The organism is Devosia marina (genome assembly GCF_009758415.1).
GTDB lineage: Bacteria > Pseudomonadota > Alphaproteobacteria > Rhizobiales > Devosiaceae > Devosia > Devosia marina.
In genome coordinates, this window is record NZ_WQRF01000008.1 from 36,699 (window position 1) to 58,283 (window position 21,585).

Below are 21,585 nucleotides of genomic sequence, written 5' to 3' on the forward strand. Positions count from 1 at the left end.
GGGTTAACGGGCCCAGCGGGCGCGGGCGTCGTCGTCTTCGGGCCTGGCCTCGACCCAACGCAGGCCAGCGGCAGTTTCCTCCTGCTTCCAGAAGGGCGCGCCGGTCTTGAGATAGTCCATGAGGAATTGCGCGCCGTCGAACGCGGCCTGTCGATGGGGCGCCAGCGTCATCACCATCATGATGGTTTCTCCCGGAACAAGGCGGCCGTGGCGATGGACGATGGCCGCGTCAATGAGTGAGAAGCGGGCGATGGCGTCGTCCCGGATGGCCGCCAGCTCGTTCTCGGCCAGTTCGGGATAGCATTCCAGGATCAGGGCCGAAATCGGATCGTGGCGACTGGATCGGACGATGCCGGTGAAGCTGACCATGGCGCCGGCTTCGGTATGAGCGGCCTGGAAGGCGTTGAATTCGGCGCCGGGATCGAAGGTCTCTTGTGTGACGCGGATCATATCAGCCGCCGGTCATGGGCGGGAGAATGGCGATCTCGCGGGCACCGGCAATGGGCGTGTCCCAGGGCACGATGCGGGCGTCGCGGGAGAGCTTGAAAATGGCCGGGTTTTCCATGGCGTGGTCGAGGATTTCGTCCCGCGCGCGCAGCCAGGTGACGAGATCGGCAAGGGTGACCACTTCGGGCGGCGGGGACACTTCGTCGCTGGGGCGGTTGAGGCGCTCGCGCAGCCAGGCAAAATAGAGCACCTTCATTTGCCGATGCCCGAAAGATGCGGCCAGGAGGCGCGCAGATACTGCCAGCCGGTCCAGATGGTGATGATGCCTGCGATCCAGAGGACGATGTCGGAGACCAGGGCGAAACCGGGGATCAGGGGTTCGGCCAGGACGACAGCCAGGGCGATGAGCTGGATGGTGGTCTTCCATTTGGCGAGCTGGGTGACCGGCAAGACCACGGTCTTGTTGCCGAGAAATTCGCGCAGGCCAGGAATAAAGGTCTCGCGGAATAGAATGGCAATGGCCGGAACCATGTCGAGGCCGGAGAGGCTGCGGTCCCAGGCGAGCACGGCGATGAGGATGGCGACCAGCATCTTGTCGGCAATGGGATCGAGCATTCGGCCGAGATCGGAATATTGATCCCAGGCGCGGGCCAGATAGCCGTCCACCCAGTCACTTACGGCAGCGGCGATGTAGATAAACAGCGCGATCGAGCGCGCTGTTGTATCGCCCGACATCACCAAGGCGGCAATGGGGATGATCGCCGCAATGCGGGCGATGGTGATGATATTGGGGACGAGGAAAAGCGGGTTCCGGTTCATGGCGCGAGAGAACAGGATGGCGGGGGAAGGGTCAAGCTCAGAGATGGAGTGTGCGGATGGGTCGACACCCCCACGCTGGCTCGCGACGGACTTATCGGGCTAAGTCCTGCTCAGCTTCCCTCCCCACAAGGGGGAGGGAAAGGGGCGATTTGGCCTTCACCACCAGTGTTTTGGCACCCCCACCTAGCTTTGCTATGGCCTTGCGGGCCAAGCGTCGCTACCTCCCCCGTCAAGGGGGAGGTGTAGGTGGTGTTTACGCCACCGCCTTCTTGGTTACCGCGCGCCGTTTTTCGACGGCTTCGGCCAGGGCTTCGAGGGCGGCGACGGTGGTGTCCCAGTCGATGCAGCCGTCGGTGATGGACTGGCCGTAGGTGAGGAGCTGGCCGGGGACCAGATCCTGGCGACCGGCGACCAGGTTGGATTCGACCATGACGCCGATAATGCGCTTGTCGCCGCTGGCGAGCTGGTCGCCGATATCGGCCAGGACGAGCGGCTGGTTCTCGGGGTTTTTGGAAGAATTGGCGTGACTGGCATCGATCAGGATGGCGGGGTTGAGACCGGCCTTTTGCGCGGCCTTGGCAGCGGCGTCGATGCTGTCGGCATCGTAATTGGTTGTTTTGCCGCCGCGCAGGATGATGTGGCAATCCTGGTTGCCGGTCGTGGCGGCGATGGCGGAGCGCCCATCCTTGGTGACGGCCATGAAGTGATGCGGCTGGGAGGCCGAAAGCACTGCATCGAGCGCGATCTTGATATTGCCGTCGGTGCCGTTCTTGAAGCCGACGGGGCAGGAGAGGCCGGAGGCCAGCTCGCGATGGATCTGGCTTTCGGTGGTGCGCGCCCCGATGGCGGCCCAGGTGACCAGATCGACCAGATATTGCGGTGTGGTCATGTCGAGAAATTCGCAAGCGGCCGGCAAGCCGAGATTGGCAATATCGAGCAGCAGGGCACGCGCAGTGTGCAGGCCATGATCTATGTTGAAGCTGCCATCGAGATCGGGGTCGTTGATCAGACCCTTCCAGCCCACCGTGGTGCGGGGCTTTTCGAAATAGACGCGCATGATGATTTCGAGCCGGTCGCCGAGCTTCTCACGCAGGGGCGCGAGACGGTTGGCGTAGTCCATGGCGGCCTGGGGGTCGTGAATGGAGCAGGGACCAACGATAACGGCCAGGCGATCATCCTGGCCGGTGAGGATGTTGTGGAAGGCGTGGCGGGCCGCAATTACGGTGCGGGTGGCCGCGTCGGTGCGCGGATGGGTGTGCATGACCTCGATGGGCGTGGTCAGCGGTTTGATTTCGGTGATGCGCAGGTCGTCGGTGGATTTGAGCATTTTTAGTGGTCCTCTGGGAGATGTTCCTGAGGGGCCAACAAAAAAGCCGCCTCGGAAGTCGGGCGGCTGGCTTGCGATTTGGTGGTCTTGTCTGGGGTCAGATCACACGCGCGCAATAGCCTCCGCCGGGAGCGGATAGCTAAAATACCAAAAGAAGGTTGCGGTGTTGATCATGGGCGGGAAGGTAGCGGCGAGTCGGAGGCTTGTCGAGTCCCGACTTTGGTAGGGGCCTGCAACCTTGTGTCTGGGTGCCCGCCCCTACCTCGCTTAGCTTGGTCCTTGTGAGACAAGCCAGGCCTCCTCCCTTTGCACAGGAGGTATTCTCGCATGCCGTTACAAGCGTGCCTTGCCGGTCTCGCCCAGCTTGGGCCTGGAACCGGTGGCGGCAGCGGCAAGCATCTTGGCACCGGTCACCACCATATTGGGACTGTCCCAGACCTCGCCATCTTCGGGCGTGACCTTGAGCAGCCGGATCTGTGGGTCCTTGGCGTCGTCCCACCACGCCTTGTCGAAGTTGGTCCAAAGCTCCTCGATTTTGGCCCGGTCATTGGAGACCTCAGCCTCGCCGGCGATCACCACATATTTGTGGCCGCCATTGTCCGCCCAGGCGAGCGAGACGTGGGGGAATTTTTCGATCTCTGTGAGCTTGTGTCCCTCGATATCAGTGAGGAAATAGATGGCGCTTTCTTCACGGCGAACGCGCGAAGCCATAGGGCGGCTGCGCTGCTGTTTGCCGTCCCAGGTGGTCAACATGCAGATATCGATCTTGTCAGCCAAATCCCAGATGCGGTCGATGGCCTCTTCGGATGAAAGTGTATCGCTGTGCTGGTCGGTCATGTCTGGTGCTCCTTTGGTGCAGACGAAACGAGCCAGAGGAGCAAGGGTTGCCGAAGACCGAGGATGCGGTGAGCCGGACCGCGTCAGTCGGACCAGCCCTGACGCATGAGGGTATAGGCGAAGGAGGCCGTCCAGCCGATGAGGGCGAAGCCGTTCAGGGCTTCGATGCCGGAGACTATGCGCAGGGCGCCCAGGGGGAAGATGTCGCCGACGCCCAGGGTGGTGTAGCTCATCAGCGAGAAGTAGAGCGGGTCGAGAAAGCCGCCCTCAATTTCTCCCTCCAGCGAGCCAAAGAAGGAGCGCAGGGTCATCAGGTAGTAGATCACGGCGTAGATGAGTACGCTGAGGATTTGCGCGATCGTGACGCTGGCCATGCCGACAATCACGCCGGTTCGCCGCGACAAACCGCTGCCCTGGAGAATGTTCCGCGCGATCAGCATGGACTGGTAGTGCAAGAGCACGGACACCGCCATTGCAGCCAGGCTGATTAGGGTGGCCAGAACGATGTCCATGCAGAATTCTCCATTGCCTATCCGTAGCTAATGGAGAACCTGCGGGACCGTTCCCTGGAACGGTTCGCCAGTGGGGCGCTCACGTGCGGTTGAAGTGATCGTAGATCAATTGCGCCATGGCCTTCGAGATCGTCGGAACGGCTTCGAGGTCGGCGAGGGAGGCGCGGGAGACGGCTTTGGCGGAACCGAAATGGTTGAGCAAAGCGCGCTTGCGGGCGGGGCCGATGCCCTCGATTTCGTCCAGCGGGTTCTTCACCACATCCTTCTTGCGCCGGGCGCGGTGGGTGCCGATGGCGAAGCGGTGGGCTTCGTCGCGCAGGCGCTGGACATAGTATAGCACCGGATCGCGGTGGGGTAGCATGAAGGCGTCGCGGCCTTCGATAAAGAATTTCTCACGACCGGCATCGCGCTCTTCGCCCTTGGCGATACCGATGAAGATAACCTCCTTGGGGAGGTTGAGTTCGGCGATGACTTCGCGCACGGCGTTGAGCTGTCCGGCGCCACCGTCGATGAAGACGACGTCAGGCCAGTCGGGCATGCCGGTATTCTCGTCCTCGGCATCGGTTTCGCTTTCGGCGGCGAGGCGCGAGAAGCGGCGGGTGAGGACTTCGCGCATCATGCCGAAATCGTCGCCGGGGGTAATGTCGGTCGATTTGATGTTGAAGGTCCGGTAGTGCTTTTTGGAAAAGCCTTCCTCGCCCGCCACGATCATGGCGCCTACGGCATTGGTGCCGGAAATGTGGGAGTTGTCGTAAACCTCGATGCGGCGCGGGGTCTCTTCGAGACCGAAGGTCTCGGCGACGCCTTCGAGGAGGGTGCGGTTGGACGCGCCTTCGGCCAGTTGGCGGCCCAGGGCCTCGCGGGCATTGTTAAGGGCATGATTGACCAGGTCGCGCTTTTCCCCGCGCTGCGGCGTCTCGATGCGCACCTTGCGGCCGGCGCGTGAGGACAGCGCTTCCTCGATCAGTGCGGGTTCGGCCATGTCGTGGCTGAGCAGGACCAGCTTCGGGGGCGTGCGATCCTCGTAGAATTGTACCAGGAATGCTTCGAGCACTTCGGCATCGGTCAGGCTGTCATCGGCCTTGGGGCGGAAGGCGTGATTGCCCCAGTTCTGGAAGGCGCGGAAGAAGAAGACCTGCACGCAGAACTGCCCGCCCTCATGGTGGATGGCGAAGACGTCGGCTTCCTCCACCGAGCGGGCGGTAGCGTCGCCCTGGGACTGGATCAGCGCCAGGGCCGAAAGGCGGTCGCGGATGAGGGCGGCGCGTTCGAAGTCCAGATCCTCTGCAGCCTTGTTCATATCGGCCTGCAGGTGGCTGCGCACGGCATCGGATTTGCCGGAGAGAAACTGGCGGGCATCCTCGACCAGTTCGGCATAGCCTTCGAGGCTGATTTCGCGTGTGCAAGGACCAGCACAGCGCTTGATCTGATATTGCAGGCAGGGGCGGGTGCGGGCGGCGTAGAAGCTGTCCGAGCAATTGCGCAGCAGAAAGGCCTTTTGCAGGCTCGCAATGGTTCGGCTGACTGCGACGGCAGAGGCGAAGGGACCAAAATAGTGGCCCTTGCGGCGGCGTGAGCCGCGATGCTTGGTCAGCTCGGGCGCCTCATGGTCGCCGGTAATCAGAATATAGGGAAAGCTTTTGTCGTCGCGCAGCAAGACGTTGAAGCGGGGCCTGAGGCGCTTGATGAGATTGGCTTCGAGCAACAGGGCTTCGGATTCGGTCTCGGTGCGGACGAATTCCATGGAAACCGTGGCCGCGATCATGCGCTGGATGCGGACCGGCAGGCCTTCGGGGCGCGTGTAATTGGTCACGCGGGATTTCAGGCTCCTCGCCTTGCCGACATAGATGACGGCCCCATCGGCATCGAGCATGCGATAGACGCCCGGAGCTGCCGGCAAGGTGCGGACAAAAGCGCGGATCACCTCCGGACCGGAGGGCGGCGGGGCAGGGGTGGCGGAACCGTCGGTCATGGTCGTGGGGTCGGACCCCGGCGGGCGGGGAAGCTCAAATGCTGGCCGCCATCGAGTGCCATCATCTGGCCGGTGTAGGACGGCATTGAGAGGATTGCTAGCACCCCCTGGGCAATGGCCTCGGGGCCTGCATTGCGACCCAGGGGCAAGCTCGCCACCGATTGCTCGAAATCGGCCTGGGTCTGATGGGCGTTGGGCAGCACGGGACCGGGGCCGATGGCGTTGACGCGAATAGCCGGTGCGAGCGACTGCGCCAGGGTCTGGGTGGCGGTCCAGAGCACGGATTTGGACAGAAAATAACTGAAAAACGCGGGGCTCGGCTGAAGGACGCGTTCATCGACAATGTTGATGATGTTGCCCTCGATGCCGTCCGGCAGTTGCGCGGCGAAGTCGCGGGCGAGAAAGACCGGGGCTTCGGCGTGGACCGCGAAATGGGTATCCCAGAGAGTTTCCTCAACGTCTTGAGCGCTGTCCGGTTCGAAGGCCGAGGCATTGTTGACCAGGAGGGTCAGCGGGCCGAAGACGTCGGCGGCGGTTTCGATGAGGCTGGCGCGTGCGCCGCGATTGGCCAGATCGGCCTGGACTATTTCGGCCCGTCCGCCGGCCTTGAGGATGCGGTCGCGCACCGCGCTGGCGCCATCTTCGTCGGAGCGGAAATGAATGATGACGGCATGACCGGCATCGGCCAGGGCACTGGCGATGGCGGCGCCGATGCGATCGCCGGCGCCGGTCACAAGAGCGACCGCCTGATCCTGATTCGGGAAGGGAAAAGATGAACTGGACATTGGGCGGACCATAGGTGGGAAGGGTGGGCTCATCAATCGGTCAAGGGTCTGGGGCGTGGCGGTAGAGCGGATGTGGGTCAAACTCTGGCAGCAGGGTTTTGTACTTTGACCGAACTTAAAACAGGCGTAGCGTGATTGTGTTGCAGGGCGGGAGGCCCTGCGCAATCAGAGAGGGGGATTAGCATGGAAGTCATCGTGCCAATCCTGGTGCAATTGATCGCAGGCGGTGCTGGCGGCAATGTTATCGGGCAATTGGCAAAACAGCTCAATCTCGGCACTGCCGGCAATTCGATTGTCGGTGCGATTGGTGGCCTCGCCGGGACCTGGCTGGCCGGCATGATACCGGGCCTCGACTCGCTGGTGGGTGCAGCCGCCGGCGCAGCAGGAACGGCAGGCGGGCTGGATTTCGGTGCCCTGGCAGGACAGGGCGCAACCGGCCTGATCGGTGGCGGACTGCTGACGGCGATTGCCGGCATTGTCAAATCGGCCATGGCCAAGGCCTGACGCCTCACCCATGTTACCGATGCCCCGCGGCGCGGTGCTGCGGGGCATCTCGAATGGGTGGTCTTGCACTAGCCGGTGTGAGAGGGCATGTCTTCTAACAGGAGGCACGCAATGATCTGGCTTATCGAAATTGCTCTGGTTCTTTTGCTGCTTGGCGGTGGCTGGACGATGCTGACGCGCGGGCGGCAGAGCGACAAGCGCGATGCGCTGACCATGCGGCGGGTGGATGCCTATATCGAAACCATTCGCCGGGAGCGTCGTTCGCCCGAGCTGGCGGCCATGACCGATATGGAATTGCGCGATCTGCTGCATTCAGGCGCGCGCAACCTCAAGATTGCCGAGCAGCGCAAGCAATGGATCGTGTTCGGCATGGGGATCGCCACGCTGCTTGGCGCTTCTGTGCTAGGCAGCGAGGAAGGATGGCTGGCCTTTGGCGCAGCCGCGGCCATTGGAGCCATTGTGACCTATGGCACAAACGAATTTCTGGCGCGGCGGATGCGGGCACCTTTGGAGAAACGTGGAATCGAGATCGACCGGCTGATGGTGGAGTAGCGGTCAACGCAGAACGCCGCCCCCAAAGGGACGGCGCGTGATTTGCCTGGATCAGCGATCAGGTGCCGATGCAGAAATAGCCATTGGGGCCATTAAAGCACATGCTGGCGCTCGGATTGCTCGGGTAGATGGGCTGGGGACGCGGCGGGCGCGGGTTCCAGTGTGGCGGGTGCGGACGGTGCGGTCGATCCCAATGGGGCGGACGCGGGGGACGCGGGCGTTCCCAATAGTCGTCATCCCAGTCATTGCCCCAGCCAGGACGGCTGCTGCGCAGATAGTTGGCCGAAACCCAGCCATCGGGGCCGCGCTTTTCAACGAAGCACCAGCTGCCGCGGCAATATTGGATGTCCACGTGTTCTCCGCGCCGCAGCGTATCGATGACGCGAAAACCGGTGCTGGGGCCGGTGCGCACATTGACATTGCCGGTGGCAACGGCCGGTGCGGCCGATGCGGCGATGGTGGTGCCCAGCACGGCCATGGTGGCGATGCCGGCTGCAATCAAATTGATCTTGAAGGTCATGCGAGGACTCCTTCCGAATGGGGTGGCGATCAAGCCTTAAGCCCAAATAAACCCATCGCGCCTGAACCCAAGCTGAACGATATGTTAAGCCGGAGCGGCCCTCAGAGCCGAAGCAGATCGACGAAGCGGCCCAGGACTTCGGAAAATTTCTTGCGCTGCTTGGTCTTAAGCTCGCCCATCAGGGCCTCTTCGAGCTGAGCCCAGTGATCGGCCAGGGCATTGCGGATGCGCAGGCCGCGTTCGGTGAGGGCAATGCCTGGTTCAAGTTCGGGGCCGACGGCCTGACGGGTGATGAAGTCGCGGCTGGCGAGCCGCTCAAGCCTGGTGGCCAGCATGCCGGTGGTGAGCCCCAATTCCCGGGCCAGATCGGCCTCAGTTGTCCCCGCGCGGCCCAGCACGAATAATATGGCATCGTCGCCGGGCTCGAGACCTTTCTCGACCAGCGGCAAGAGCAGCGCCTTGTGCGCAAGTTGTCCAGCTTCGATGAGCCGGTAGAGCGCTGAGCGGGAGGAGGGTCTGGCCATAGGCGGGAAAATAGTCCGATCTCCTTGTCGCCGTCGATTGGGCATCTATCCTATCGTTAATCGCTCAACGACCAAGGGGCGTTATTGTTCACCCAATGCAGATGAGTTATGCGTCCATTGACCATCTCTGAGTGAACGGACATCTCCCATGTCGCAGGACCTTTCCCGCATCCGCGCCTTCGTGCAGGTCTTCGACGCAGGCGGGTTTTCGGCCGCGGCGCGGCAGCATGGGCGCTCCAAGGCGCTCTTGAGCAAATATGTCACCGATCTTGAGGACTATCTGGGCGTCCGGCTGATGAACCGCACGACGCGTAAGCTGAGCCTAACCGAGGCGGGCGAGGCTTATTATCGCGAGGCTTCCGGGCTGTTGCAGCAACTCGACGATCTGGACGCCAATATTGCAGACCAGACTGCCGAACCGCGGGGCCTCCTGCGCGTTTCGGCGCCGCGCAATTTCGGCGAGAGCACGCTGGCGCCGGCGATCTTTGCCTATCTGCAGAAATTCCCCAAGGTGACGCTCGATCTCAGGCTCGAGGATCGCTATGTCGATCTGGTCGATGAGGGGATCGACGTGGCGCTGCGCATTTCGACCCTGGCGGACTCTTCGCTGATCGCCCGCAAGATTGCCGATATGCATGTGGTGGTTGGTGGTGCGCCCCGGCTGATCGAGCAGGTCGGAACGCCCAAACATCCCGAAGATCTGAGGCACCTGCCCTGCATTGTCGATGTGAACCTGCAGGGTCAGTCGAACTGGCGGTTCACCGAAGAGGGCAAGACCATTTCGGTGCCGGTGACCGGACCGTTGCGGGTCAATTCGCCATTGGCGGCCCGCACAGCCGCCGCGCTGGGTCTCGGTTTTGTCGTATTGCCGTCCTATCTGGCCGAGCCGAGCGTGCAGAAGGGCGAGCTGGTGCCGGTGCTGGCCGACTTCCTGCCGACCGGGCAGACATTGCAGGCCGTTTATCCGCATCGGCGGCATCTGGCGGGCAAGGTGCGGGCGTTGATCGATCATCTGGTGGAGTGGTTCGCCACACACCCCATTCATTAGGGGCGCATAGTGAACGGATTTCGGCGAGGGGCGGCGATGGCCGCGCTGGCGGCAGTTTTTTTCGCGCAGCCGGCACTGGCCCATCCACATATCATGATCGACGCCAAGGCGACGATCCGGTTCGACGATGAGGGCCGGGTGGCGGGGCTGCACCATAGCTGGACCTTCGACACTGCATTTTCGGTGTGGATGGTGCAGGGGCTCGATACCGATGGCGATGGCACAGTCAGTTCCGCCGAGATGCAGGCGTTGGCGGACGAGAACATGGTCGGGCTGGCCGATTACGGTTTCTATACCTATGCCGGCGACGAGATGAACTTTGTGCCCGTCGGCGACCAGCGCATGACCTATGAGAACAACCGCGTCACGCTGGACTATTCCATTTCGGCCGTTGACCCGCAGCCGGTTGGCGAGCGGTTTGAACTGGGGATCTATGATCCCGAATATTACGTGGCCATTACGGTGAACGATGCGGTCGACGTGACGCTGGAGAATGCGCCGGGCGATTGCGCCGTGCGCCTTGAGCCGCCAAAGCCGATGCCGCCTGAGGTGGAGGAGCGGCTCTATTCGCTGGGGCCCGAAGTGCTGGAACTGCCGCCCGACCTGGCTGCTGCCATGCGCGGAACCCAGGGGCAGGTCGTGGTGTCGTGCGGTGCGGCCGCAGTGGCGACGACCGCGCTGGAGGCGACGGAAGATGTGGCCCGAGCCCGGCCGGCAGCGCCATTTGGCGGCCCGCCGCCGGAGGTGGGGATCAACCTGCCGCGCAGCGGGTTTTTCGGCTGGCTGCAGAACCAGCAGCGGGACTTTTATGCGGCGCTGACCGCCTCGCTCGATGCGCTGCGCGCGGACTGGACCGCTTTCTGGGTGCTGGGCGGGCTGAGCTTCCTCTACGGCATCTTCCATGCGGCGGGGCCCGGGCATGGCAAGGTGGTGATTTCGTCCTATGTGGTGGCCAATGAGAGCCAGTTGCGGCGCGGCGTGGTGCTGAGCGGGCTGTCGGCCCTGATGCAGTCGCTGGTGGCCATCGGCTTTGTGCTGATCCTGGCCGGCGCGCTGAACCTGACCAGCACGGCGCTGGGCGATGCGGCGCATTGGGTAGGCGTGGTTTCCTATGCAATGGTGGCATTGCTGGGCGCCTGGCTGGTGCTGCGCAAGATTTTCGGCTGGGGTCATTCTCACGACCACGACGGCCATCACCACCATGACCATCACGATCATGACCACCATGAGCACGAGCACAGCATGCACCATGCAATTGCGCCGCAGGATATCCGGGGCAATTGGCGGGAGCAATTGGGCGTCGTGCTGGCAGTGGGGCTGCGGCCCTGTTCGGGGGCGCTGGTGGTGCTGGTGTTTGCACTGTCGCAGGGCGTGCTGGCGGCGGGCATTGCTGCGGTGCTGCTGATGGGGCTGGGCACGGCAATCACGGTGGCGACACTGGCGACCCTGGCGGTGACGGCCAAGGGTCTGGCGGCGCGCATTGGCGGGGCGGACAGCGCCCTGGCCGGCGCAATCGTCTGGTGGGCCGAATTGGCCGGCGCGGTGTGTGTGCTGGGCTTTGGCGTGCTGCTGCTGGTGGCTAGCGTCTAAGCCGGATCACTGCAGTGAGCGCGACCCATAGCCGCTTTGCGCCGGGGAGTGAAATGCGTATGGTGCGGCCAATTCTGGAACATTTCCAAACTGGTCCCCGATGTCCGCTCATCTTCCACCGAACCATCCGCCCGTGCCCAAGCAGAAGATCGGGGTGCTGCTGCTCAATCTCGGGACGCCGGATGGCACGGATTACTGGAGCGTGCGGCGGTATCTGAAGGAATTCCTCTCCGACCCGCGGGTGATCGAAACGCCCAAATGGCTGTGGTGGCCGATCCTCAATTTCATCATCCTCTCCTTCCGTCCGCAAAAGAGCGGGCATGCCTATGCCCAGATCTGGGACAAGGAGAAGGATGAAAGCCCGCTGCGGGTGATCACCAGAGAGCAGACGGAAAGTCTAGCACAGCGGCTCGAGGGCGAGGATATCGTGGTGGAATTTGCCATGCGTTATGGCAATCCCTCGACCCGCTCGGTGCTGGAGAAGATGCAGGCGGCCGGGTGCCAGAAGATCCTCTTGGTGCCGCTTTATCCGCAATATTCGGCGACCACCACGGCGACGGCCAATGACAAGGCGTTCGAGGCGCTCAAGCATATGCGCTGGCAGCCGGCAGTGCGTACGGCGCCGGCCTATTTCGAGGACCCGGACTATATCGCGGCGCTGGGCAATTCGATCCGCGACGGGGTGGCCAAGCTCGATTTTGAGCCGGATGTGGTGATCACCTCCTATCACGGCATGCCGGTGGAGTATCTGCAAAAGGGCGACCCGTACCATTGCCAGTGCTTCAAGACCACGCGGCTGGTGCGCGAGTATCTCGGCTGGGACAAGGACCGGCTGATGGTCACCTTCCAGAGCCGGTTCGGGCCGACCGAATGGCTGAAGCCCTATACCGACAAGACGCTCGAAGCGCTGCCGGGCAAGGGGATCAAGAAGGTGGCTATCCTGGCCCCGGCCTTTCATGCCGACTGCATCGAGACGCTGGAAGAGATCGCCATGGGCGGCAAGGATACATTCCTAGAGGCGGGCGGGGATAAGTTCGCCTATATCCCGTGCCTCAATGCCTCGCCGGGCAGCATGGACCAGATCGAAGCCATGGTGCGGCGCGAGCTGGGCGGGTGGCTTTAGGCCCCTCTCCCTTGGGGGAGAGATGCTGCGCACACCGCCTGCGAAGTCACCAACCCGGCCCGACGAAATCGGGCGGGGTGACGTTGACCAGGCCCCGGCCGGTGAGATAGCTGCGCTGGACCCAGCCATAATCGGGAATGCGGCACCAGGTGGTAGCGCCCCTGGGCCAGAGCGTGTGGCCGGCGTCGCCGATCCATGAGCCTCGGTTGCTGTCGCTGTCGGTCTGGGTGCAATAATCGACCGGGATTTCCTGGCCGTCGTGCAACCGGCCGATAATGGCAAAGCGCGCATCGGGCCCCTCATGCACGGCAATATTGCCGCCTGAAACGCGGGCGGTGATGGTCAGCGCCTGGGCCGGCGCGCTGAGGGCCAGGGCGGCGAGCGCGGCAAGGGTCATGGCATGAAAGGGGCGCATGGCGGCCTCCATTTGTGTTGACCTGTCCATGCGCGCAGGCTGTGGCGAGTTCATGACATCTTGTTGCGCGGGCGTGGCTCAATCGCCGGCCGGATCGTCAAGCGTGTCCCAATTCTCTTCTCCCAATTGGTCGGAATAATATTCGCCGAACTGGCGCGCGGCGGCGGCGAGGCGATGTACGTGGACGGCGAGATCGGTCTGCGAAAGCGGCCCGCTATAGGCCAGCGGCGGGAAGAAGGGGAGTTCGGCGTGGCGGCAGAACAGCTTGTTGGCGCGGCGCCGGACGGCTTCCAGCGCGTCGACGGTGGGCGCGGTGACCGGGCCGGTGAGGCGGCCTGAATGCAGCGCCGTCTTGAGGGCGGTGACTTCAATCTCGAGGCGGCGATAGCTGGCAAGGGCGCGGGGGCCGAGGGGTGGGGTGGGGCTCATCTGTGTCTCCTGTGCGTGGTGGAGACAGTCTACGCCCGGCGCCGCCAGCGGGGATAAGCGCCCGGCCTTGCGGCTTGCGCTTGCACTTGCCCCTTGGGGCTACGGTAACGGGCGGCCTTGGGCTCTATCCTGTTTACTACAATGGGGAGCCTAAGGCCGCCCGCTACGGAAACACGGATTTTCCACGGGTCCGGATTCAGGCGGTACCGTTATTGCAGGTCCGGCTGCCGAGCTTCTACCCGCGTAAAGAGGCGCCCCTCTTCCCGGCCTCCCCACCCGACCCTGCGTGGGGGCCGCGTAACGGCGGGGATGGGGGGAGGATAGGGCAGGGTTGAGGGGGCGGGGATAAGATTATGTGCACCTACCGTCGAAGGCCTACTTCTTGGCATCCCTCCAGTCGAAATAGCGGCCAATGCCCCCGCCATTCGAGCGTAGCTCTCATGGCTGTCTGGTCTTGAAAAGCTCCACCGGAGCTTTTCATCCGGCTATGCCGGACCGCCTGCGAACCCCCAGAGCGGCGGGGTGTAAGTGTCGCCATCATCAAGCGGCGGACCGCCGTTGGAGAGGAGCGCGGTGGTCATAAGGTGAGTGTGGGGTTTCGGCGTCCAACGATGGATATTTATTGGGGGATAGGGTGGCCTTATTGTGACTGTCTGTCCTCGCCTCATCAGTTGTTTGACCCCGTTAGAGTAAACAAATTCGGCCCATGCGTTGAGGTTGTTAATTACTTCAATAAACCCATGGATCCTGGCGGTCAGTTCACGTTATGTTTCTTATTGGAGCACGAGGAATGTACCATGGCAGATAACCGATCCATTGAACTAAAGACCCGCAGCCAGAGCGAGTGGGAGGAACGGTTTGAATTCTGGTCAACCCCACCCAGCCAAACCGAGCAAGATCGGATCGAGCGGACAGTACGTGAAATTACTGAAGCTATCCGCATGTCACCTCGGCTCTCGTCCAGGGGCGTAGTGACGTTTCCTCAGGGCAGTTACGCCAATCGGGTAAATGTAAGGGCTGACAGCGACGTGGATGTATGCTGCCTCTATAGCGGCACTGTCTTCCACGAGAAGGCGCCAGGAATGTCAGATGGTGACACTGGGCTCATTTTTCCCGCGAGTTACACGTACGAAGAGTACAAGGACGATATTGAAGCCGCTCTAGTCGCCCGCTTCGGCCGCTCAGCAGTTACTAGGGGCAAAAAAGCCTTCGACGTCCACGCGTCTGGATATTTTGTGGATGCAGACGTCGTAGCCTGTAACGAGTTCCGGATGTATCGCGGCACGGGACGCTACGAGTCCGGCACCGCTCTCAAGCGGGAAGATACTGGTGTTTTGGTAACCGGTTTTCCAGTTCAACATCGCGAGCGTGGGCGTGAAAAAAATGACGCAACGTCACGCCGTTATAGACAGCAAGTTCGCATACTGAAGACGCTTCGCAATAATATGAAAAGATGGGGAATAGGGTCTGCAAACGAAGTTTCTTCGTTTGGTCTAGAGAGCCTTTTTTGGAATTCCCCGGACAGGTTCTTTTTCTCTTCAGACACACATTACGGACGGCTTCTGCTACTCATCGAAAATAGCGTCAAGTCGCTTCGTGAAAACCCAACCAGCCTGAAAGAAGCGAATGGCATTAAAACTCTGTTTGGCTCTCACACCGACAGGCTGCCCATGCACTACATCTTATTTCTTGAAGACCTCATGAGGGTGATTTTCTACCGTGGATAGAAAAATCTTTCGTATATTGTCGCTTGATGGTGGCGGCGCGAAGGGATTTTACACGCTTGGTGTTCTCAAAGAGGTGGAGGCACTTGCTGGTAAAAAACTGCATGAGCAATTCGACTTGATATACGGCACGAGCACCGGGGCAATTATCACGGCGTTGCTAGGACTTGGATATAGCGTTAGCAATATAATTGATCTGTACCGATTGCACGTTGTTTCGGTAATGGCCGCGAGGGGACGTCAAAGAAAATCGGCCGCCCTTGCTAAACTTGGACACGATATATTTGCGGCAGCGAGGTTCGAGGATTTCCTGACGGGAGTAGGTATTGTCTCCGCCAAGTGGGTTATTGAACGCCCGATGATATTTAAGTCCGGGTTCAATCAGGCTCACGGACGTCGAGCTACGTTTGTTCCCGGATTTGGTTGCACTGTATCTGACGCTGTCCAGGCCTCATGCTCCGCATATCCGTTTTTTGACCGAAAATTAGTGGTTACGGGTAGTGGCGAGAAGGTTGAACTCATCGACGGTGGTTACTGCGCTAATAACCCCACGCTTTACGCCATCGCCGACGCCGTTAAAGCGATGGAAATACCAGTTGAAAATTTGAGAGTTCTCAGCGTTGGAGTTGGTGAGTATCCGCCTAAGTTGATTTCTCCATTCCAACCTATGCATTGGCTGAACAAGGTTCCTGAGGTGCAGTTATTACAAAAGACTTTCGATATTAGTACTCAATCTATGGAGCAACTTCGTTCCGTTCTTTTTGGAAATGTGCACACTGTTCGGGTAAATGACGCATTCGTAAGTCCAGATATGGCTACCGACATTTTTGAACACGATCTGGACAAACTGAGTATCTTAATTCAACGCGGTTCTGAGTCATTCGCATCGAAGGAGAAGGACATATCACGTTTGTTGATATGATCTCTTTGAGGTGAACAGCTCCAGTCCATGGTTGGAAATTAGTGCGACGAGATTGACCGTGGGCTCTTGAGCCATTGCAAGGCAACTATTGTATGCTGAACCTCTATTTGCCATTCCGCCGTCTGTTGAAAGTTGTGAACACAGGCGGAATGACCAACCGGATACCCGATACTTCTCTCTGCGTGAGGATCGTAGCAACATCACCGCCCCGTCGTGAGATGCGGGATTAGCATCTAGTGCCGCTTGGATTGTTGCCGAGAAATGTTTGTCGAAGACGGCACCGAGCGGTGGTGCTGGTCTCAGTAGCATGGGAATTGCCGCCGCAGGATGTTCGCTTCCAGTAACAAAACAAAGTATGCGAGTGTGCCCTTGACCGACTAGCTGAATTGCTAGGGTATTGAGAATTTCCACCGTTTGTGGGTTAGTTGCTGTCCTTGCCGCGAGTTCAATTTGCACAACAGATTCCAATTTTCCGCCCTAATAATATTGTCCGCCATAGTTTGGGGGGCGGTGCTGCTAATCAGTGGGGTAGAACTCACTTGGGCCCACGCCCAGCCATTTGGCGCAACGACGTTTGTGGTCACTTCGGTAGTAGTGCTGTTTGACAGGTTCGTTTGGCATTGGCCGCTATTTCGGGGTTGGTTAGTTAGTGTGCCTCACATCGATGGAATTTGGGAGGTTACTCTCCAGTCTACGTATACGGACCCGAATACTGGCCAGAAAATTTCCCCTATAGTGGGCACTATGATTGTCACCCAGACCTTGTCCACACTCGTAGTCCGCCTTGAAACAAGTAAGCAAAGTTCCCAAACGCTAGGCTATTCCATTCGAGATGTTGGAGGAGGTGCCTATGAAGTCCTTGGCGTCTATCAAAGCGACCCAACACTTGAACACAGAGTCGGCAGCCCAATTCACTACGGCACGTTCAAACTCAGATTAGATCAATCCCCGCTACCGACCCTGCAAGGACACTATTGGACCGACAGGAACACAAGCGGGCAATTTACCGCACGCAACAGGCAACCTCGCCCAGCTGTGGGCATAACTCAACGACTGTTTAGACGTGGCGGCTAGCTAACCTCCCCCTCAAGCGTATCCAGTTCCATCTCCCTGAGCCGCTTGACCTCATCCCGCAGTCTCGCCGCCTTTTCAAACTCAAGGTTCGTCGCGGCTTCGCGCATTTCGCGTTCGAGGTCCTTGATGACCGTGGCCAGATTGTCGCCGGTGACGGTCTTTTCCTTGCCGTCATTGCCTTTGCCGATGCTGACGGTGACGTGGTCTTTTTCGTAGACGCTGTCGACGATGTCGTTGATGCGGGCTTTGACGCTCTGGGGCGTGATGCCGTGTTCGGTGTTGTAGGCGATCTGTTTTTCGCGGCGGCGGTTGGTTTCGGCCAGGGCGCGTTCCATGGAGCCGGTGGTGCGGTCGGCATAAAGGATCACCTTGCCGTCGACATTGCGGGCGGCGCGGCCGATGGTCTGGATGAGAGAGGTTTCGGAGCGCAGGAAACCTTCCTTGTCGGCGTCGAGAATGGCGACCAGGCCGCATTCGGGAATGTCGAGGCCTTCGCGGAGGAGGTTGATGCCCACCAGGACATCGAAAGCCCCAAGACGAAGATCGCGAATAATTTCGATGCGCTCGATGGTGTCGACATCGGAGTGCATGTAGCGCACGCGAATGCCCTGTTCGTGCATGTATTCGGTGAGGTCCTCGGCCATCTTCTTGGTGAGGACGGTGCAGAGGGTCCGGTAGCCGGCCTTGATGGTCTGGCGGATCTCGTCGATGACGTCGTCGACCTGATGGGTGGCGGGGCGGATCTCGACCGGGGGATCGATCAGCCCGGTGGGGCGGATGACCTGTTCGGCAAAGACGCCGCCGGTCTGGTCCATTTCCCAGGAGCCGGGGGTGGCCGAGACATAGACCGATTGCGGGCGCATGGCGTTCCACTCCTCAAAGCGGAGGGGGCGGTTGTCCATGCAGCTGGGGAGGCGGAAGCCATATTCGGCCAGGGTCGCCTTGCGGCGCAAATCGCCGCGATACATGGCGCCGAGCTGGCCGATGGTGACGTGGCTTTCGTCGACAAAGACCAGGGCGTTGTCGGGGAGATATTCGAACAGGGTCGGGGGCGGCTCGCCGGGCTTGCGGCCGGAGAAATAGCGCGAATAGTTCTCGATGCCGGCGCAGGAGCCGGTGGCTTCCATCATTTCCAGATCGAACATGGTGCGCTGTTCGAGGCGCTGGGCCTCGAGGAAGCGGCCGGCGCCGTTGAGCTCCTGCAGGCGCGCGGCGAGCTCGGAGCGGATCAGCTTGATCGCCTGGTTCATGGTGGTGCGCGGCGTCACGTGGTGGGAGTTCGCATAGACGCGGATGAAGGTGAGGTCGGCGCTCTTCTTGCCGGTCAGCGGATCGAACTCGACGATGGATTCGATCTCGTTGCCGAACAGCGAGACGCGCCAGGCAGCGGCTTCATAGTGGGCCGGGAAGATTTCGACGGTATCGCCGCGCACCCGGAAGGTGCCGCGCACAAAGCCGGTATCGCCGCGCTTGTATTGCAGGGCGACGAGCTTGGCGAGCAGCTGGCGCTGGTCGATCTGCTGGCCCTTCTGCACGTCGATGGTCATGGCGGTGTAGTCTTCCACCGAGCCAATGCCGTAAATGCAGGAGACCGAGGCGACGATGATGACGTCATTGCGCTCGAGGATCGCGCGCGTGGCCGAGTGGCGCATGCGGTCGATCTGCTCGTTGATGGTGGATTCCTTCTCGATATAGGTATCGGTGCGCGGGACGTAGGCCTCGGGCTGGTAGTAGTCGTAGTAGGAAACGAAATATTCGACCGCGTTGTCGGGGAAGAAGCCCTTGAACTCACTGTAGAGCTGGGCCGCCAGGGTCTTGTTGGGCGCCAGGATCAGCGCGGGGCGCTGGGTGCGGGCGATGACCTGGGCGGCGGTGTAGGTCTTGCCCGAGCCGGTGACGCCGAGCAGGACCTGGTCGGTTTCGCCATTTTCAATGCCTTCCACCAATTCGGCAATGGCGGTGGGCTGGTCGCCGGCGGGCTCATATTCGGTGTTCAGGCGGAAGGGGCGGCTCTCGGCGGATTTGGAGGGGTGCTCGGGGCGATGCGGTACCCAGGGGGCGGAGCCTTCCACCTCCTTGCGGCCATGCAGGATGATCTGTTCGAGCGCTTTCACGGTCGCGGTGACGCCCACAGTGGAGGCATTTTCGAGGGATTCGTTCTTGCGGGCCTTGTTCTTTTTCACCGAGGCGTCGAGCGCTTCGCGGATCTTGCCCTGGGCCTCGGGATCGGCGGCGGCGGTGCGGGAGATTTCGCGGGCGGTGAGCGGCTTGCTTGGAACATGGCCGAAACCGGCCTGCGGGGCTTCGCCCATGCCATCGAAATCGACGCGATCGACCGAGTTGATCTTGGTCTTGCTGGTGCGTTTCGACATGCCGGTTGCGGTGTCGTGGCTCGACTTGGTGGTGCGGCGCTTTTCGAGGGCGGTTTTGGGTTCGGCTGCCGCCTTTTCCGCCGCCTCGGCGCGGTCGAGGGCGCGTTTGTTCTTCATCCGCTCGGCGTAAAGCGGCTTGGATGCTGCAATATCCTCGGCCTTCTCGATTTCGGCAAAGAACTCATCGATGGAGAATTCGGCTTTGCCGGGGCGTGTGGATTTGGGGGCCATGAAGAACGCCTTGGATGAATGGGGGTCGCCACCTCAGATGGGGAACGAGGCGCGCAGATGCAATGTTCCGGAAGACAGTAGCAAAACCTGAACGGAGAGGGAACGGGGGCTGCTGACAGCGGGAGTCAGCAATGGGTGATCAATCGCTCGGCTTGGTTGCGAACCAGAGGGTGTGGCGGTCGCCCTTGCCATTGTTGCGGGCGCGGACAGTGACCTGATCTACCTGCATGCCGGTTTGCTTGAGCCGTCTGGTGAAGCGGTCGTCGGGGTGGGAGGACCAGATGGCAAGGTGCCCGCCCGGGGTCAGGGCCGCCTGGGCGGCGGCGAGGCCTGCGGCGTTGTAGAGCCGATCATTGGCGGGCCGGAACAGGCCATCGGGGCCATTGTCGACATCGAGCAGGATGGCGTCGAAGGGTTTGCCGGCGGTGATGGCCGTCGATACATCGCCGAGGTGAATGCGAACGCGGTGATCGTCGAGGCTGTCGCCATGCAGCGGCAGGAGCGGGCCGCGGGCCCAGTCGACAATCTCCGGTACGAGTTCGGCGACGGTGATTTCGCTGTCGGCGGCAAAGCATTTGAGGGCCGCGCGCAAAGTAAAGCCGAGTCCCAGACCGCCGATGAGAATACGGGCCTTGGGGCGTGACCCAAGCCGGGCGGCGGACAGATTGGCGAGCTGTTCTTCGGAATTACTCATGCGGCTGTTCATCAGCGTGATGGTGCCGGACATGACGGAAAATTCGCTGCCGCGTTGCATCAAGGTCATCGGGCCGCCGCCGGGCATGGTGGTCTCGCCGAGTTTCTGCCAGGGGATCATGGAAGGTTCCTGTGGTCGATGGCGTTGGAGTGCCGTAGCGGAAGCGCATGGAACCAGCAAGGGCCGACGGTTGCCAGCGATGTGTCGTCGGCCTTTGCGGATGGCTGCCGAGTCGGGAGAGTGGAGCGGCTAGCAGGCCGGAATCGGGTTTTGCGCCCAGGCCGCGGCCATTGTGGCAATTGCCGGGAGATGGGACGTGCCGGCAGGATCGGTGAGGCCGTGATCGAGGGCTGGAAACTCCCAATAGGTCAAATTGCAGAGGCCTTTCTCGGCGAAGACGGCCAGCGTCGTGCGGGAAGCTGCAACGGGTGCCGACCCGTCCAGACCGCCCTGGATAAGCAGGAACGGAGCGGTGGCCTTCTGCATATGGTCGAGTGGACGCAGGTCCAGACCGTCGGCCCAGAAGCGGTAGGTCGAGCCTCCAAGGCGTTCCGAGCTCTGCGGATTGTTGCGCGCCATTTCGAAACCAGAGCGCACTTGCTCCTGCGCTTCGGGAGGTACGGTCGAGAGAACCATGTCGCCAAACGTCTCCCCGGTGGCCGTAGAAAGCAGGATCGTCGCGTTGACTGGAACGCGCCCGGCCAGCATTGCCATGGCCAGACCGCCCTCCGAACCGCCGAAAAGGATCGTATTGGCAATGTTTACTGCCGGATCTGCGGCCAATGCATTGAGGACGGTCCGGTAGTCCGCGACGCGCTGGCTAACGGTGTAGTTGTCGTAGAACTGTGCCGGACAGTCGCCGAATGGATCGGAAATTTCGACGTCTGGAGTGATGCCGATCTTTTCCACGATCAACGCGGCATAGTCTGGAAAAGCGGCACGTACGATGGCCAGGTTGGGGTTGGAGGCGGCGCGGGCGCAACCGGACCCCTGACTGAGGACGAGCAGGCCGGAGGTGTCACCCGCGGGTTTGTCGAGCGTGTAGTAGATGGGAGTGCCGTCGGCCCGGCTTAGTTCGCGATAGTCGATGGCGTAGGCCTGAGGCAGGGCGAGCAAAGTCAGCGCGGCGAGCGCGTTAAAGCGGTTTAGCATTGTATTGGTCCG

Annotated in this window: 22 protein-coding genes and 1 pseudogene; 8 read left to right on the plus strand and 15 right to left on the minus strand. The window is 61.1% G+C overall.

The window, feature by feature from the left end:
- Positions 1–3: 3 nt before the first annotated feature.
- From GO014_RS16575 to GO014_RS16610, 8 genes are all read right to left on the minus strand, one after another.
- Complete coding sequence (locus GO014_RS16575; RefSeq protein ID WP_157291461.1) at positions 4–450, minus strand: molybdenum cofactor biosynthesis protein MoaE; 447 nt, start codon at positions 448–450, stop codon at positions 4–6.
- A 1-nt stretch (position 451) separates the two neighbouring features.
- Positions 452–703: a MoaD/ThiS family protein gene (locus GO014_RS16580; protein WP_157291462.1), complete on the minus strand. Its 252-nt coding sequence runs from the start codon at positions 701–703 to the stop codon at positions 452–454.
- On the minus strand, positions 700–1,266 hold the full coding sequence (gene pgsA, locus GO014_RS16585; protein ID WP_157291463.1) for a CDP-diacylglycerol--glycerol-3-phosphate 3-phosphatidyltransferase: 567 nt from the start codon (positions 1,264–1,266) through the stop codon (positions 700–702). Before pgsA ends, GO014_RS16580 begins: the two co-directional genes overlap by 4 nt.
- 253 nt (positions 1,267–1,519) lie before the next feature.
- On the minus strand, positions 1,520–2,593 hold the full coding sequence (locus GO014_RS16590) for a 3-deoxy-7-phosphoheptulonate synthase (protein WP_157291464.1): 1,074 nt from the start codon (positions 2,591–2,593) through the stop codon (positions 1,520–1,522).
- Positions 2,594–2,926: 333 nt separating this feature from the next.
- Positions 2,927–3,430, minus strand: coding sequence for a pyridoxamine 5'-phosphate oxidase family protein (locus GO014_RS16595; protein ID WP_157291465.1), 504 nt, complete (start codon positions 3,428–3,430; stop codon positions 2,927–2,929).
- Positions 3,431–3,513: 83 nt separating this feature from the next.
- A complete protein-coding gene (locus GO014_RS16600) occupies positions 3,514–3,942 on the minus strand; it encodes an ion channel (protein WP_157291466.1) in 429 nt (142 codons plus the stop codon).
- Between the two features lie 79 nt (positions 3,943–4,021).
- Positions 4,022–5,914, minus strand: a complete 1,893-nt coding sequence (gene uvrC / locus GO014_RS16605; RefSeq protein ID WP_157291467.1) for an excinuclease ABC subunit UvrC — start codon at positions 5,912–5,914, stop codon at positions 4,022–4,024.
- Complete coding sequence (locus GO014_RS16610; RefSeq protein WP_157291468.1) at positions 5,911–6,699, minus strand: SDR family oxidoreductase; 789 nt, start codon at positions 6,697–6,699, stop codon at positions 5,911–5,913. The genes uvrC and GO014_RS16610 overlap by 4 nt, the downstream gene beginning before the upstream one ends.
- Positions 6,700–6,882: 183 nt before the next feature.
- Here GO014_RS16610 and GO014_RS16615 point away from each other — a divergent pair, with 183 nt between their 5' ends.
- Positions 6,883–7,203, plus strand: a complete 321-nt coding sequence (locus GO014_RS16615) for a hypothetical protein (RefSeq protein WP_116589009.1) — start codon at positions 6,883–6,885, stop codon at positions 7,201–7,203.
- 111 nt (positions 7,204–7,314) lie between these two features.
- Positions 7,315–7,755 carry a hypothetical protein gene (locus GO014_RS16620; RefSeq protein ID WP_116589010.1) on the plus strand — a complete coding sequence of 147 codons (441 nt, stop codon included), beginning with the start codon at positions 7,315–7,317 and terminating at the stop codon, positions 7,753–7,755.
- Between the two features lie 58 nt (positions 7,756–7,813).
- Here GO014_RS16620 and GO014_RS16625 read toward each other — a convergent pair whose 3' ends face one another.
- Both GO014_RS16625 and GO014_RS16630 read right to left on the minus strand, forming a co-directional pair.
- On the minus strand, positions 7,814–8,275 hold the full coding sequence (locus tag GO014_RS16625; RefSeq protein WP_157291469.1) for an SH3 domain-containing protein: 462 nt from the start codon (positions 8,273–8,275) through the stop codon (positions 7,814–7,816).
- A 101-nt stretch (positions 8,276–8,376) separates the two neighbouring features.
- The gene (locus GO014_RS16630) at positions 8,377–8,799 is read right to left on the minus strand and encodes a MarR family winged helix-turn-helix transcriptional regulator (RefSeq protein ID WP_157291470.1); all 423 of its coding nucleotides are present in this window, start codon (positions 8,797–8,799) and stop codon (positions 8,377–8,379) included.
- A 148-nt stretch (positions 8,800–8,947) separates the two neighbouring features.
- On the opposite strand from GO014_RS16630, the gene GO014_RS16635 reads away from it, so the two are divergent.
- The 3 genes from GO014_RS16635 to hemH all read left to right on the plus strand — a co-directional run bounded on the left by GO014_RS16635 (position 8,948) and on the right by hemH (position 12,560).
- Complete coding sequence (locus GO014_RS16635; protein WP_157291471.1) at positions 8,948–9,847, plus strand: LysR family transcriptional regulator; 900 nt, start codon at positions 8,948–8,950, stop codon at positions 9,845–9,847.
- Positions 9,848–9,856: 9 nt separating this feature from the next.
- Positions 9,857–11,437, plus strand: a complete 1,581-nt coding sequence (locus tag GO014_RS16640) for a HoxN/HupN/NixA family nickel/cobalt transporter (protein ID WP_157291472.1) — start codon at positions 9,857–9,859, stop codon at positions 11,435–11,437.
- Between the two features lie 100 nt (positions 11,438–11,537).
- Positions 11,538–12,560: a ferrochelatase gene (gene hemH / locus GO014_RS16645; RefSeq protein ID WP_157291473.1), complete on the plus strand. Its 1,023-nt coding sequence runs from the start codon at positions 11,538–11,540 to the stop codon at positions 12,558–12,560.
- 46 nt (positions 12,561–12,606) lie between these two features.
- Here the strand turns inward: hemH and GO014_RS16650 are convergent, their stop codons facing one another.
- Complete coding sequence (locus GO014_RS16650; RefSeq protein ID WP_157291474.1) at positions 12,607–12,975, minus strand: SH3 domain-containing protein; 369 nt, start codon at positions 12,973–12,975, stop codon at positions 12,607–12,609.
- A gap of 78 nt (positions 12,976–13,053) precedes the next feature.
- Entirely contained in the window at positions 13,054–13,404 is a 351-nt protein-coding gene (locus tag GO014_RS16655) for a hypothetical protein (RefSeq protein ID WP_157291475.1), read from the minus strand.
- A 797-nt stretch (positions 13,405–14,201) separates the two neighbouring features.
- On the opposite strand from GO014_RS16655, the gene GO014_RS16660 reads away from it, so the two are divergent.
- The 3 genes from GO014_RS16660 (at position 14,202) to GO014_RS19670 (ending at position 17,124) form a co-directional block, all read left to right on the plus strand.
- Complete coding sequence (locus tag GO014_RS16660; protein WP_157291476.1) at positions 14,202–15,131, plus strand: nucleotidyltransferase domain-containing protein; 930 nt, start codon at positions 14,202–14,204, stop codon at positions 15,129–15,131.
- Positions 15,124–16,050: an anti-phage phospholipase gene (locus GO014_RS16665; RefSeq protein ID WP_343030995.1), complete on the plus strand. Its 927-nt coding sequence runs from the start codon at positions 15,124–15,126 to the stop codon at positions 16,048–16,050. The genes GO014_RS16660 and GO014_RS16665 overlap by 8 nt, the downstream gene beginning before the upstream one ends.
- Positions 16,051–16,701: 651 nt before the next feature.
- Positions 16,702–17,124: a Cap15 family cyclic dinucleotide receptor domain-containing protein gene (locus tag GO014_RS19670; protein WP_425482093.1), complete on the plus strand. Its 423-nt coding sequence runs from the start codon at positions 16,702–16,704 to the stop codon at positions 17,122–17,124.
- A 23-nt stretch (positions 17,125–17,147) separates the two neighbouring features.
- Here GO014_RS19670 and uvrB read toward each other — a convergent pair.
- The 3 genes and pseudogenes from uvrB to GO014_RS16680 form a co-directional block, all read right to left on the minus strand.
- A pseudogene (gene uvrB / locus GO014_RS16670) lies at positions 17,148–19,280 on the minus strand (excinuclease ABC subunit UvrB); the annotation flags it as partial.
- A 586-nt stretch (positions 19,281–19,866) separates the two neighbouring features.
- Positions 19,867–20,541, minus strand: a complete 675-nt coding sequence (locus GO014_RS16675) for a polyamine aminopropyltransferase (protein ID WP_157291477.1) — start codon at positions 20,539–20,541, stop codon at positions 19,867–19,869.
- A 129-nt stretch (positions 20,542–20,670) separates the two neighbouring features.
- A complete protein-coding gene (locus GO014_RS16680) occupies positions 20,671–21,573 on the minus strand; it encodes an alpha/beta hydrolase family protein (protein ID WP_157291478.1) in 903 nt (300 codons plus the stop codon).
- Between the last annotated feature and the right edge of the window lie 12 nt (positions 21,574–21,585).

What these genes read in the sequence shown, in the direction of transcription:
- GO014_RS16575 (WP_157291461.1), bottom strand. Translation starts at nt 450, where the DNA reads ATGATCCGCGTCACACAAGAGACCTTCGATCCCGGCGCCGAATTCAAC.
- GO014_RS16580 (WP_157291462.1), bottom strand. Translation starts at nt 703, where the DNA reads ATGAAGGTGCTCTATTTTGCCTGGCTGCGCGAGCGCCTCAACCGCCCC.
- pgsA (WP_157291463.1), bottom strand. Translation starts at nt 1,266, where the DNA reads ATGAACCGGAACCCGCTTTTCCTCGTCCCCAATATCATCACCATCGCC.
- GO014_RS16590 (WP_157291464.1), bottom strand. Translation starts at nt 2,593, where the DNA reads ATGCTCAAATCCACCGACGACCTGCGCATCACCGAAATCAAACCGCTG.
- GO014_RS16595 (WP_157291465.1), bottom strand. Translation starts at nt 3,430, where the DNA reads ATGACCGACCAGCACAGCGATACACTTTCATCCGAAGAGGCCATCGAC.
- GO014_RS16600 (WP_157291466.1), bottom strand. Translation starts at nt 3,942, where the DNA reads ATGGACATCGTTCTGGCCACCCTAATCAGCCTGGCTGCAATGGCGGTG.
- uvrC (WP_157291467.1), bottom strand. Translation starts at nt 5,914, where the DNA reads ATGACCGACGGTTCCGCCACCCCTGCCCCGCCGCCCTCCGGTCCGGAG.
- GO014_RS16610 (WP_157291468.1), bottom strand. Translation starts at nt 6,699, where the DNA reads ATGTCCAGTTCATCTTTTCCCTTCCCGAATCAGGATCAGGCGGTCGCT.
- GO014_RS16615 (WP_116589009.1), top strand. Translation starts at nt 6,883, where the DNA reads ATGGAAGTCATCGTGCCAATCCTGGTGCAATTGATCGCAGGCGGTGCT.
- GO014_RS16620 (WP_116589010.1), top strand. Translation starts at nt 7,315, where the DNA reads ATGATCTGGCTTATCGAAATTGCTCTGGTTCTTTTGCTGCTTGGCGGT.
- GO014_RS16625 (WP_157291469.1), bottom strand. Translation starts at nt 8,275, where the DNA reads ATGACCTTCAAGATCAATTTGATTGCAGCCGGCATCGCCACCATGGCC.
- GO014_RS16630 (WP_157291470.1), bottom strand. Translation starts at nt 8,799, where the DNA reads ATGGCCAGACCCTCCTCCCGCTCAGCGCTCTACCGGCTCATCGAAGCT.
- GO014_RS16635 (WP_157291471.1), top strand. Translation starts at nt 8,948, where the DNA reads ATGTCGCAGGACCTTTCCCGCATCCGCGCCTTCGTGCAGGTCTTCGAC.
- hemH (WP_157291473.1), top strand. Translation starts at nt 11,538, where the DNA reads ATGTCCGCTCATCTTCCACCGAACCATCCGCCCGTGCCCAAGCAGAAG.
- GO014_RS16650 (WP_157291474.1), bottom strand. Translation starts at nt 12,975, where the DNA reads ATGCGCCCCTTTCATGCCATGACCCTTGCCGCGCTCGCCGCCCTGGCC.
- GO014_RS16655 (WP_157291475.1), bottom strand. Translation starts at nt 13,404, where the DNA reads ATGAGCCCCACCCCACCCCTCGGCCCCCGCGCCCTTGCCAGCTATCGC.
- GO014_RS16660 (WP_157291476.1), top strand. Translation starts at nt 14,202, where the DNA reads ATGGCAGATAACCGATCCATTGAACTAAAGACCCGCAGCCAGAGCGAG.
- GO014_RS16675 (WP_157291477.1), bottom strand. Translation starts at nt 20,541, where the DNA reads ATGATCCCCTGGCAGAAACTCGGCGAGACCACCATGCCCGGCGGCGGC.
- GO014_RS16680 (WP_157291478.1), bottom strand. Translation starts at nt 21,573, where the DNA reads ATGCTAAACCGCTTTAACGCGCTCGCCGCGCTGACTTTGCTCGCCCTG.